The sequence below is a fragment of the Rhizobium sp. OAE497 genome (assembly GCF_040546565.1).
GTDB lineage: Bacteria > Pseudomonadota > Alphaproteobacteria > Rhizobiales > Rhizobiaceae > Rhizobium.
Window position 1 is genome coordinate 720,102 of sequence record NZ_JBEPOA010000003.1, and the last position, 12,580, is coordinate 732,681.

At 57.9% G+C, this 12,580-nt stretch carries 9 protein-coding genes; 5 read left to right on the top strand and 4 right to left on the bottom strand.

All coding sequences use genetic code 11. From position 1 onward, the window contains the following. Positions 1 to 1,729 precede the first annotated feature (1,729 nt). Positions 1,730 to 2,080, top strand: coding sequence for a hypothetical protein (locus ABIE40_RS30165; RefSeq protein WP_199629759.1), 351 nt, complete (start codon positions 1,730 to 1,732; stop codon positions 2,078 to 2,080). A gap of 91 nt (positions 2,081 to 2,171) precedes the next feature. Then, positions 2,172 to 2,516, top strand: coding sequence for a gamma-glutamylcyclotransferase family protein (locus ABIE40_RS30170; RefSeq protein ID WP_199629758.1), 345 nt, complete (start codon positions 2,172 to 2,174; stop codon positions 2,514 to 2,516). A gap of 498 nt (positions 2,517 to 3,014) precedes the next feature. On the opposite strand, the gene ABIE40_RS30175 is transcribed toward ABIE40_RS30170, so the two are convergent. Further along, complete coding sequence (locus tag ABIE40_RS30175) at positions 3,015 to 3,239, bottom strand: hypothetical protein (RefSeq protein WP_199629757.1); 225 nt, start codon at positions 3,237 to 3,239, stop codon at positions 3,015 to 3,017. A gap of 249 nt (positions 3,240 to 3,488) precedes the next feature. Here ABIE40_RS30175 and ABIE40_RS30180 point away from each other — a divergent pair, with 249 nt between their 5' ends. Together ABIE40_RS30180 and ABIE40_RS30185 are read left to right on the top strand one after the other, a co-directional pair. After that, the gene (locus ABIE40_RS30180; protein ID WP_148194569.1) at positions 3,489 to 4,754 is read left to right on the top strand and encodes a metallophosphoesterase family protein; all 1,266 of its coding nucleotides are present in this window, start codon (positions 3,489 to 3,491) and stop codon (positions 4,752 to 4,754) included. Position 4,755: 1 nt separating this feature from the next. Beyond that, on the top strand, positions 4,756 to 8,262 hold the full coding sequence (locus ABIE40_RS30185; protein WP_199629756.1) for an AAA family ATPase: 3,507 nt from the start codon (positions 4,756 to 4,758) through the stop codon (positions 8,260 to 8,262). Between the two features lie 653 nt (positions 8,263 to 8,915). On the opposite strand, the gene ABIE40_RS30190 is transcribed toward ABIE40_RS30185, so the two are convergent. After that, positions 8,916 to 9,293, bottom strand: a complete 378-nt coding sequence (locus tag ABIE40_RS30190) for a hypothetical protein (protein WP_112719030.1) — start codon at positions 9,291 to 9,293, stop codon at positions 8,916 to 8,918. 83 nt (positions 9,294 to 9,376) lie between these two features. Here ABIE40_RS30190 and ABIE40_RS30195 point away from each other — a divergent pair, with 83 nt between their 5' ends. Continuing rightward, entirely contained in the window at positions 9,377 to 9,730 is a 354-nt protein-coding gene (locus ABIE40_RS30195) for a hypothetical protein (RefSeq protein WP_148194571.1), read from the top strand. 2,063 nt (positions 9,731 to 11,793) lie between these two features. On the opposite strand, the gene ABIE40_RS30200 is transcribed toward ABIE40_RS30195, so the two are convergent. Both ABIE40_RS30200 and ABIE40_RS30205 read right to left on the bottom strand, forming a co-directional pair. After that, on the bottom strand, positions 11,794 to 11,964 hold the full coding sequence (locus ABIE40_RS30200) for a hypothetical protein (protein WP_199629755.1): 171 nt from the start codon (positions 11,962 to 11,964) through the stop codon (positions 11,794 to 11,796). Continuing rightward, a complete protein-coding gene (locus ABIE40_RS30205; protein ID WP_199629754.1) occupies positions 11,961 to 12,344 on the bottom strand; it encodes a hypothetical protein in 384 nt (127 codons plus the stop codon). The genes ABIE40_RS30200 and ABIE40_RS30205 overlap by 4 nt, the downstream gene beginning before the upstream one ends. Positions 12,345 to 12,580: the final 236 nt, after the last annotated feature.

The window sequence follows — 12,580 nt, forward strand, 5'->3', positions numbered from 1 at the left end:
GGAGGCACGTGATCTCTGCGAAGACATCGACATCAGAGGCGCCATCGTCTGAGTGTGGGATGTGCCGGCCTGTAGAGCGGTAAGTGGTCATGTCCATCTTCGCGAATTGTGGGTCTGCTCCATGTCGCTGCACACAGCATTAGTCAATGCTCGCATAGCCCGCCGAGCGCGGGTTTCAACGACCCAAGACGAATCCGATGTTGGAAGCTCCGGCGGCCTCGCTGTTGTTCAGTGCATTCTGGCATCAATGGAGCTGGTGACTGGAATTGCTGGCTGAGCGATGTCTGGAACCGGGTCTTGTACGCTATCGGACGAGACTGTTGCCTTGTCCTCGATCCGACGCAGTTATGCGCGCATGAGTGAGCAAGACGATCCACCCAAAATCCGTCACCGAAATGCGATAACAAGGGCCGAGCGGCGATCGCGCGAAGAAGAGACGCATCGCGTTGCCATTGCGGCGATAGAGGCCGAAGCAGAGGCCCGTCGCCGTAAGACCGAGCGACTCAAAGCGGCGCGCGAGGCAACGAAGCCTTTCGGCTGAGGTCGTCCGCACCGTTCAGGGGAGGGTTCTCGAATGGCCCCTGGATCCGACATCAACCGGCCCAAACCGTGGCAAAGCGGCCACGCAAGAATCACCGTAGAAAATCCTTCGAAGATCACGTGCCGATTCAAGACGCCCGGCGCGTGAGATCGCCTCACTCATGCGGCGGGTTAGGCCTTGGACTTGTGAGGCGATCTCTGTGCGGCGGAGCAGTGACGAGCCGCCGGACCTGGATTTCGGCGAGGTCATTGCCAGAGAGTGATGGGAGAAGCAATGACCTCTAGGCGGGAAAGTGTCTGATGCTTTGACGCCTGAGGACCAGCATGCACGGAAACGACAGCAATGTCGAACGTTGTGCGAAACACTGCGAACTGAGGCAGGGTCGAGTGCCGGGCGCCGGTGCCCTTCGCTTTACATAAGCGTTCGCTTCTCCCTCCGTCGAGAGCCCAGGCTTTGAACGGCGTGGGCTGATGGAGACGATGGTGGCGAATTTGTTCTCGTCGCGCCGGATAGCGGGATTTTCACTGAGAACGCTGAACGCAATGCTGCTTTCGCCGACGCCGCCCAGCTGCTTTATCTTGAGGCGCAAGACATTCGCTTGAATACCGATAGAGAAATTCCTGGACCGCGTTGACCGAGAGGATAGGCCGGAGCCAGAGAAAATGCTGTGCGCTACTATCGTCGTTGCGATTCCTCAGCAAAATACCGATCGTGTGAAAAACAGTCCGGGAGAGTAGCGGACGGTGGCAGCATTCTGTCGTGCGTTGCGAACTCCTGGAGGGTCACCTGCGCTGTGTTCTGGCTCGTGCCGGCGAGTGAGGAGAGTAGCGCCGGTACGCCAGCCAATCGAACCTCGCAGACGGCGACGTAGTGCGGCCGCCGCGTCCCGACAGGAGACTGCGGGAGGGGGGTGCGGCGGCCATAACCTTTCGATCACGATCGAACTACGTCTCGGCAGCCCAGAAAGTTTCAGCCAATGCCTCCGCCCTGAAGAGACAGGCTTCCCGTTCGACAATGGCCTGCGCATTCTGCAATGGGAAACCTGTCGCCACTATTCGGCCGATGCTGCACCGATGATGCCGACGTCGGCTTCGTGGAACTGCAACGCGTAACCCGAGTTATTCGCAGGAAATGACTTTGGAGGCTGCAATGCAAGTGCGAGACACCCGGATCACGCCGGAGGGGAGGATGCTGACCGTCGAGTTTGTGGGACAGGGTGGCGAGCTTGTATCCATTGCTATGGATAACTCCGATAACAACATTGATGCACAAAATGCGGTGGAGCACGCGAAAGCAATCATGGTTGAGCTCGTGTCGTCGGGAGGCGAGGGTGAAGATCCTGGCGTCAATCGAAATGACGCCCTCAGCGACGGCAACTTCGACGAGGGCGGCTTGGGGTTGCAAACACCATCGAGCGTGCGTCACGGGCAAGATCACGAGACCCTAAAGGGAGAGGTCGACGAAGGTTTCCAAGCCTGGCCAGCAAGCGAGGCGGTGTCTGCCACAGCCACAAGCGTTTCCCAAAGGCCGAAGAAGTAGCCGGCCTTTCAAGCGACTTGGCGATCATTCGCAATTCCTTTCCACTTAGGCGTTATCAGAACGTCTGGTTTTAAAATACGGCACAGTAACAATGACAGTTGAACATCGCCTCGCGACCTATGGCAGCCTTGCACCTGGAAAGCTCAACAATAACCAACTTGACGGACTTGCAGGCTTCTGGCGGTCTGGCAAGATTTTCGGGCGCCTCGTGGACGCTGGCTGGGGCTCGGACTTGGGCTTTCCCGGTCTTGTGCTCGATGACCAGGCCTACGCGATCCCGGTGTCGGTCTTCGAATCCTCCGATCTTCCACATCACTGGCAGCGGCTGGATTCGTTCGAAGGCGAGGGTTATCGTAGGGCGCCGGTCTCCGTCACCATCGATGGCGAACAGGTTGAGGCTCACGTTTACACCTTGGCTAAGATTGCAAGGCTGTGAGATCCAACGTTCCAGCGATCCGGTTTGGGTATAGATCGGTTCGTTCGAGGCTACACCTACCTGCATGCGGCAGGCCGTGTGAGTTGCGCGCCGGCCGGAACAGACGTGCAAAAACCTGCGAACACCGGCATCCGCGTGTCCTCGGCAAATACCCGCTTTACCTACACAACGAAGAAGCCACATCAACTACGGGGGTTGGGCTTCGCACCGGAGTTGAACGCATGCTCTTCAGCGTCGCGTTGAAGCGGCTGGCCTCATGGACAAGCGTTGATGATCACCGCCGTCAATACTGATAGGGCCGAATGCTGGCTTCGTCGTGGTCTTTGCTGAAGAGCGAGAGCCCGCTCGCCTCTTCCGCTTCACCGCGATAAAGCACCGTCGCCGAGACGTGCTGATGAGAAAGTACGTGATCCAGCGCGCGCAACGATAGCCATCGGAACTGGACTTGTCGCTCCGGTCGGCCGGGAAAGGGCGTACGACGCGATGGAGAAGCCGACTTCAAACGGCTGTCGGGTGACGCTTGATCTGCCTCTGAGCCGTGACGCCCTTCGAGGTCAAACTGCATTTCAGCGATGTTTTAAAACCGGTCTGGATTTCGATATACCCCGCCTGCTTGGCTGCCAGCGCGGTTTTCAAACCGATGTTATGCGGCGGATAGGTGAAATGCTTGTCCGTCAAGCTGGCGATAAGCCTTTGCATCCTCATCCCTATATCGGTGGTCATGCCTTCCTCTCGCATTCTGCAGCTTCCGCGTGGCCTAACGTGCGTTTTAAAGCCGAGATTTAGCGATCGCAATCCTCCTGGTGGCGCGCCCAGAAGAATTGGGGCCCATCGAAGAAGCCGGCAAAACGCGCAGCCGCGGGTGAGGATTTGACCTTGCGGAAAGTTGGGGATAGCAGAACAAAACAGGAATTCGAACTGGCATTTTGAACCCAGAAAGGCTAACGAGGCTGACACGGACAAGGGCAGACCATGGCATTCCGATTCGTCCACACCGCCGACATCCATCTCGACTCGCCGCTGAAGTCCCTTGCGCTTCTCAACGGCGAGCTGGCAGATCTCATCGGGCTTGCTACCAGGCAATCGTTCATCCAGACGATCGAGCTGTGCCTCGAAGAGCAGGTCGACGCTCTGATCATCGCTGGCGACCTCTACGACGGTGAGCAGACGTCGATGAAAACGGCGCGGTTCCTTGCCGAACAACTCGGGCGCTTGCATCAGGGCGGTATTCGGACCTACATCATCCGCGGCAACCACGATGCCCTCTCAAAGATCACCGCACAGCTTGTGATGCCGGACACGGTCAAGGTGTTCGGTGAGGTCGCTGAACTGGTCACCATCGAGCGGTCCGCCGGGGATTTCGACGTTGCGATCCACGGAATGAGTTTTGCTAAGCCGCATGCGCCAGAATCTCTCCTCCGACACTTCGCCGCCCCACTGCCCGGCGCGGTCAATATCGGGATCATGCATACCAGCCTTGGTGGCTCAGCAGGACACGATCTTTACGCGCCCTGCAGTGTTGCCGAGCTCAGACAGGCAGGGTTTCAGTACTGGGCGCTCGGCCACATTCACAAACGATCCGCTCTGCAAGACCAAAGCTGCGCTGTCGTGATGCCCGGAATACCGCAGGGGCGTGACATCAATGAGGACGGATCGAAGACGGTGTCACTGGTGACCGTGCGTGATGACCGCTCGATCCTCGTCGAAGAACGAAGAACTGCCGTCGCCCAATTCGAGCGGCTCCAAATCGACGTCTCAATGGCCGCTGACTGGGACGACTTGGTGGCACTGTGCAAACTTCAGCTTGGCGAACTGGCCTCGGCGATACCGAAAGGCCAGATCGTGGCACGGGTGGAGGTGATAGGGACGAGTGAGCTTGCTTGGCGCGCTCGCAGGGACATCGATCTTCTGAGGACGGAGTTCGAAACACATGGGTCGTTGATCGGAAATATCTGGATCGAAAAAGTGAAAGTCTCGTCGTCGCGGCCGCGGCAAAACGGCGGGAATCCGGGAGCGCTGGGCGAGCTTGCGACTATCATTGCGCGAGAGATCCACGGCTCGATCGATTTCAATTCGGAGGTCAAGGCGATTGCCGACGAATTGCGCGGCCAGTTGCCGGCGGAGCTCAGGGACATCATCGGAAAAGATCAGGCGGCGTATGACGGTTTGATGGCGAAGTTTGCAAAAGAGGGGACAGCGCATGTGCTCGCGCTTCTCCAGGGGGCCGAGGGAGAGTGACGTGCGGATCAATCGTCTCGACCTGACGCGCTACGGCAAATTCACGGACGCTGTTGTTGATTTTGGGCAACGTCCGGTCGGATCGCCCGACCTGCATGTCGTTTACGGCCCTAACGAGGCAGGCAAGTCGACCACTTTCAATGCGATCCTCGATCTCGTCTTCGGGATCGGACACAGCACCAAATACGGATTTTTACATCCTTATTCAGCAATGAGATTAGGCGGCAACCTGCTTGTCGCTGGACGGGATCGTGAGTTCGTCCGGGTCAAGCGCCTGCAAAATAGCCTGCTGGACGGCGATGAGCGCACTGTTGCGGAAACCGAGATCATGGCTGATCTCGGTGGGATCGATCGCTCTGCGTTCTCGACGATGTTCTCGCTCGACGAAGAAACCCTCAAGAGCGGCGGCGAGAGCATCCTGGCCAGCAAAGGCGATCTCGGGCAGCTGCTTTTTTCTGCAAGCGCGGGTCTTTCAGATCTCAGTCGACGGCTCGGCGAAATCCGGGGCGAAGCCGATCGGTTTTATAAGCTACGGGCTCGCAACACGGAACTCGGAGAGCTCAGGTCGCGTCTCGCGGACCTTAAGGTGAAGCGTGACGAACTCGATCTGCTGGCAACTGATTTCGCGCGGATGAGGATTGAACTTGCGGCGCATGAGGAACGATACCAGAAGGCGGTTGATCAACAGTCGGCGATTCAACGGCGGTCAAACGAGATTAACCGCATCCTGCGAGCTCTTCCAACGATGGCGCGGCTGTCACTCTACCGGGAAGAACTGCGGGCGACGATTGCCGTACCGGAGCCCCCAGGCTCATGGAAGAATGAACTCTCGGCCATTCGCAAGGAAAGCATCGAACTGCGGGTTAAGATTGACGCCGTTGCGCATTCGATCGCCACCATCGAGAGCGAGATCGAGAGAGTTGCCGATCCATCGGAGGTTCTCGCCTTCGCAGGTAGGGGGGAGGAGCTCCTAAAGACACTGGAGCCACGCTATGTCACGGCGGTGGTCGACATTCCGAAATTGAAAGGGCGGATCGCAGACCTTTCAGTTGACGCGCTGCTTCTCCAGCTTGGGCAGCCGGGAGAGAAGAACCCGGCTCGCCTGATTCTTGACGCGACCACAGTCGGCAGACTGAGGGGCCTCATCAACGCGAGGTCAGGCGTTGATGCGCGGTTGGAAGCCGCCAGCAAAGAGCTCGCCCGAACCAATCGCGCTCTTGCAGAGGAGGGCGGAGCCTACGAGCGCCTAGTTGAATACAGGCAGCCAGATCGCCGCAGAGCGTTCGAGGCTTTAGCCGCGACTGTCAACGCGATCGAGACGCTCGACGACGAAACATCGCTTCGGCTTCTGACGCGGCGCAGACAAGCCGCTGAGGCCAGCGTGCTGGAAAGCATGGCCCAGCTCGTGCCGTGGCGAGGCACGTCGGCTGAGCTGGCTGCGATCCCGGTTCCGTTGACGACCACCGTCGAAAAATGGAAAGCCACATATGCAAACTGCCGCGATTCTGAAAAGTCCGCGGCCTCGGACAGAGATAGATTGCAATCCGAACTCGACCGTGTGGATGCCGAAATCGCGGATATTCGGGGACGTTCCGGAAAAATCGACGAGACGTCGGCGATCGCCAGCCGTGCTGCGCGCGATGAAGCATGGCTATTGCATCGACAGACGTTAACGATCGAGACCGCGCTCGACTTCGAACGCACCATGAGGGCAGACGACCAGGCCGTGTCGGCGCGTCTTCTGCATTTCGCCGATAGCGGAATGCTGGCGCAACTCAGCCTCACGCGCGCCGTTGCCATCGCAGAGCTTCAGTCCGCGGACCAGCGCCTTTCAGACGCGCGCTCTGCGCTGGCAGCGTTGACTTCGGAGATGCTCACCAGTTTCTCGGGCGTGGCGGCGGCCCAGCTCCTCGTGCGTGACCCAAACGAACTTCAAGAATGGCTCCGTCGCCGGACAACGGCTCTGGCGGCCCGCGACGACTTGGGTTCGATCGACCAGGAGATTGCGGATGTCCGAGATCGATCTGTCTCGGCGAAGCTGCGCATAACAGCAGCGCTCAAAGCCGCCGGCATTAAGGCCGTCGATGTTGACGATACCGTCTCACTCATCGCGCTGGCCGAACGTGAGCTCGATCGGTTCAATTCGGCGATGGATCAAGCCGACCGGCTTGAACGCCTCAATGCTGACCGCAACGAGCGGACAAAGCTTCTGGCCGAAGCGCAAAGCGACGATGCCGAGTGGAACGCTAGGTGGGCGGAGCTATGCGCTGGTTGCTGGCTCAAGGATCAACAATCTGTTCCGGATGTCGACGCCGTCAATGTGATCATACCGATCCTTGAAAAGCTGTCGTCGGCGGTCGAAATGAAAGAGAGCCTGGTAGACCGCGTTCAGAAGATGGAGCAGGACGCCATTATCTTCGAGCAGACGGTCTTTGCTCTGTGTTCGGGCCTCGGTATGGACCGGTCGGGATCGCTCGGCGATATGACGCGGGCAATCGGAGAAAAGATCAAAATCGCCGAGCGGGACCGGGATCGGGTCGAGAAGCTTGAAGAAGCACTCGATCAGGCGCGGGAGCAGGAGAAAGAGCTGTTGGTGACCCGACAGGTTCTTTCCGCTCGCACTGACGAGATGACGGCATTCTTCGGCTGCACCACCATTGATGAGGTGGAAGCGCAAATTGATCTTTGCTTGAAGCGGCAGGCAGTCCGCGCGGCCATTGATGACCTTGAGCGCGAACTCCTGGAGATCACCGGCGTCCAGGACATTCTCGAGGTTGAACACCGACTTTCGCTTGCCGACAGGAATGCGCTTGAGGTCGAGCTGGAGGGCATGAAGCCGCTTCTTGCACACCACGAGCAGGCGTGCCGAGATGCGTTTCACGAGCTCTCCACCATCCGCAAGGCATTGGACGCGGTCGGAGGCGACGCAGCGGCCGCTCAGATCGAGGAACGGCGTCGGACCACGCTGCTGGACATTGAAGAGCGGGCAGAGAGATATCTCGAGCTGAGGATCGGTATCGTTGCTGCCGAACAGGCGCTCAGGCTTTACAGGGATCGTCATCGGAGCGGGATGATGTCCAGAGCGTCGGAAGCGTTCCGGACCATCAGCCGCGGCGCCTATTCCGGGGTAGCCGCGCAGCCCGGCAAAGATGGGGAAGTGTTGATGGCTCTATCAGCGAGCGGCGGATCTCTATCGGCAGACGCGCTGTCGCGGGGAGCACGGTTTCAGCTTTACCTGGCATTGCGAGTGGCGGGATACCACGAATTCGTGACCGAGCGGCCCGGCGTCCCGTTCATCGCCGATGACATCATGGAGACGTTCGACGACTTTCGGGCGGAAGAAGCCTTCAGGCTGTTTGCCGGGATGGCGCAACATGGCCAGGTGATCTACCTCACGCATCACAGACACCTAATCGATATTGCGAAAAAGGTGTGTCCATCGGTACGGGTACATGATTTCGACCACTTCCAGCGGCAGGCAACAGTGAGCGGAATAGCGGCGGAATAAGATATAAACGCAGCTATCCCTTTTGCTCGTGCGGTACGATGACCTTTTCGGTCTGTTCCCGATCACGCCTCTGTCTCGGCGGCTATAAGGCTGGTTTTAATTGGCTCTCTTGAATTGGGGAGATCATGCCATCCGCACGGAGGCTGCATTGCGGACTGGCGAGCCGTCCTGGTTATGAAGAGTACGCTTGGACCCGATTGTCGGCCGGCTCGTTGCAGGCCTGGGATTGACGCCACGTGGGTGACAAGGAAGCGGACATGCGCGATTGGCCGTGTGTTCGTCCCCTGTCGGTTTCGATCCCACAGGCTTCCTGCCGCGGGCTAGCTGTTCGGATTAACAACCTCGGACACAGGCTCCTTCGCGGCCTCACCTGGTTTTGCGATAACGACATAGGTCCCCGCTAATGCGAGCGCTGCTGCGAAAATAATCGCCACGAAGATGTACATATGGTGGCGAGCTTTGCTACCCGAGGACATGTGATCTCTCTCTAAAGACGACGGAGAAAACGCACACACGACGACTTGAGTTCCCGGTGCTTGCGAAAGATATCAACCGGGGATCCCTGGTCGCATGCCCTCGGAGTTGAAGACGCGACCATCAACTTGAACGGTGGTGGTTCAGATATGGTGGGGGCTCTTCACGCCCAAACATCTTCAGTCTGCTGCTCTAACGGGGCTTTCCGCGGTTCGGGTTCGAGCGGTCTGCCGAAGCAAAAGGATCGCCTCACCATATATCTCCCGGCGGCGCGCTTCGCGCATTGCCACCAATCGAGTCCGGGTCGCAGGCGAACGATGATCGTCCGGTCTCCGCACTGCCAGTTCCTCGTTTTCGACGAGATCGGCCAAGATATTGCGCATCACACCATTGAGTTCACGCAGTTCGCGCATCTCGGACAGCACCGGAGACGTATGGAGCCTCCGGGCGATTGCGGCGTCGATCGACTTTTCCGTCAGCCGCGTTTTCGCGAGCAGATATCGAGCGGCCAGAGTGGCAACGAGCGTGATGACCGCGGCTGAGATGATGACAAGCATGACGTGGCTCCTGACCCCACTTACATCGTGCTCGCACGGGCATTGTTCAATGCCTGATCGGCATAGAACTGGAAGTGGATTGGATGGCGGCTGCTGCCCCAAATTTCGCGGCCGAAGGACTATGTGCCGCCGAGCTACCGCTCGCAGAAGAATCCGATATGGGAAGGGGTTTGCTGCAGTGCTGCGATCAGACGCTAAACTCTCCGCGAGGTGTGCCAAATGGCGTGCATGTCGGGGGAGCTCAGGCTTCAATGCAGTTATCGGAGATTGCCGCGGCGGGCACAATCGCCGATTTTGAAGACATCGGCCATCCTGTCTGCCTCCTCGGCCTCGAGCGTATTAAGCAGCACGCCGTCAAAATCGAGCGGCCAGCCCGTAAAGATGTCGATGATCGACCAGCACTGGTGGTCAACATTCTTGAAGACCCAATATCGTAGGTGCGACATACGCGAAAGGTAGCGCTCGCAACATCGTGGGAGGCGCGCACTGCGATCGGGTCATTGCGATCTTTGGCGGACCGCAGCCTCGTTCTGAGCAAGTTGACCCTTGGGAGAAGTCGGAACATCCTCGCTCGCCCATATCAAAACGGCCAAAGCCGCGACCGACAGATAGCCAAGCTTGTGTGTCAGGACGCTGCGCGCGGCTTGCGAGCGCGTGCAGCAAGTTCTCGTAACTGAGTTCATTCGTCTCGCCCATTGGTGGTTTCCGCGGAGCCTAAGGCCTTGGTTGAGCCGAGCCAATCCCCAGAAATGGGCTACCGAGCTCTGCATTTGCGTGGCGTTGCCAGCAGCCGCCCCGCGTAAGCGACCGGATCGCGACAGGCTGTCGTCAAGCTAGAACCCCGGCAGATCCCTGTATTGCGCAGGCGCCTCCAAGATACAGTGGGCAGCTACAGCGGCCTGGATTGGCGTTCGATGCGGGCAGGGGAAGAGACGTAATGTACGACAATGGCGGCAAACGCTCGAACGCTTTGGTCGACGGCCCGGCGGGATTAGGGCGGGAGTGGCATCAACAGCAAAACGAATGTGGCATGTCCATTGGATTTCAGTGATGTAGCTCATTGGCTCCCTCACGACATGGGAGTGAGCCCCTTGATCGCCCGCAAGGGTTGGTGCAATACCGTCGACGTTGGATAGCTTAGGAGTTTCGGAATGCCCGATGAACCCTTCGAAAAGCTCAAGGACTATATGTACACCCTGATAATCGTTGCAGTTATCTTCTTGGTGATTGCGGCCGCAGGTGGAACACCCATAGGGTTTGGGCCGCGATAAGGCTGAAGGGTCATTGCCAATGCCATAGGCTTCTTGATTATGGCCTTGGCCTCGATGATCGCGTGCGCGTTTGGCCACCAAGTTGTGTGTGAGTCCCTCCTGCAGGCCACTATGACGGATCTATATTGAGCCACCTTGAGGCTATCGCGGGATTGCCGCGACATGGAGAGCACGATAGCGTCGCGGCTATGTAAACCCGGCCGCCATTATCCCGTCGGATATCCGCGTTCGCGACGATATGATGCGCCTGCTTGGGTTAGCTTGCAGCGGGGACGTAGCCCAAGCGAACCCTCCCGCTGAATGAGGCCTGCCTTCTCGGCGAGGATGACCGTTTTGATGCCGACGTTATGCGGGGGGGGGCGAAACGCTACGTCACTCATCGAATTCAACAGCAACATAAGACGAACAGAGGAGTTGAGCTGTATTCCCGGCATGCGAGGCTCCAATTCACCTCGCTGAAACGACACCGCTGAAAAGTTGTTCGGGAGGGATTGTTCAAAACCGTACAGAAGCCGATTTGCCCTTATATCGCGAATAGGAGGAAGATCTGCATTCCCATCATTACGAAGTTGGAAAGCTTTGTGCGGCAGTGGACAGGAAAATTGCGATCAAGTAGCAACTGCCACCAACAGCGACGTTTTGGAAAGATGGGCTACACGACAGACCTCACATGGCCATTGTGTATGCCGGGTCCGTTTCTTCGTCTACAGGTTCAGTCAGCACGACCTCCTCTGGAAGCGGTGTCATACCCGTGCGGATCTCTTCCGCATGCCACCACATCGCGTCGCGGGGCATGCGCGCCCGACGAAGAGGCTCCATTTCCGTGAAAATGAATCGGCGCCTGCAAGCGCTGGGGCTTTCGGCAATGTAAAACGGCTTCATGCGCTCTTGTCCAAGGAACCATGGCTTCTTTAGGAAGCGTTCCGGCGCGTCGGTCCAAAGCGGAGCCGGTCCTAGCCTCCACCTACGGCAGAGGTGTTCCCCAATAGCTCTCACCAGCGCGTCAAAACGCTGGTCAACCGTTAAATCGGGTGTATCAAGGAGCCGCTCTCGTCTCCGGCGACTTGAGGGATCAATGTAAAAACCGTCAAGAAAACTGGCAAGGTTATCGAAACTCGCTACCCGTCTCAAGGTGCGAGTGGACGGCCGCGGCCAGCGATCCAGGTCGGACTCGCTGCATTTGCGCCATTATATTCATCTACCAAACCCTTGATCTTCGCGCTCAATTGCTAGGAGACGGTGGGAACGACGATTCCCGGAATGTTAGGATAGCACTGCTCCATGAGTTCAACAATCTTCTCGTAGGTGTTGATCCCGGTGAGTTCCATCAGCGCCACAGCATCTGTCGCGTCAGTTAGGTTTTTGTCATCATCAGGCGCTCTGTTCGCCAGTACCTTCATTGCCAGCAAGTATTCTGGCGTCGGCGTAAAAATTCGAGCCCCAAGACCGACCCATCTCTCGGATAATCTCTGAATTCGAGGAGGTGCGGTTCAGGATTTCCGCGAGGAGGCGCGAATCGCTTGGCTGCCTGGTTCATCCATCCTTCAGGCAGGCGCTTCCGCCGGGTAACGGCATCTACAATCTTTTGCGCTTGCTCTTGATGGTTGAGATAGACAGCGTCAACGTCCTCCGACGCCGCACGAATGTCGGAAGCCAAGACCAAGCATGATCCGCCATAAACGGCCATGTCCAACACGATGCCGCGTTGTGATGCCAGCTCCGCGATCGCATCGAAGGCGTCTTCGATCGTTTGCTTATCAAGTTTCCTGTCAGCAACCACGCGACATCTCCAAATTCGTTCGTATTTAAGTTCACCGGCGGCAACCAGTCAAATAATTGATCCTCCTAAACATGATCTTCGCCGCATGTTCAGGATCATACGAATACCAAAACGCTGACTCTACTGGCAGGTCGACATCCGCCCGACCTGGTCTGGGACGGTGAAAGAATCCCGATGCCTGCGCATGCGCTGCCCAGAGATAGCGATAGCCGTCGGCCTTTCCGGCTCTTCGGACG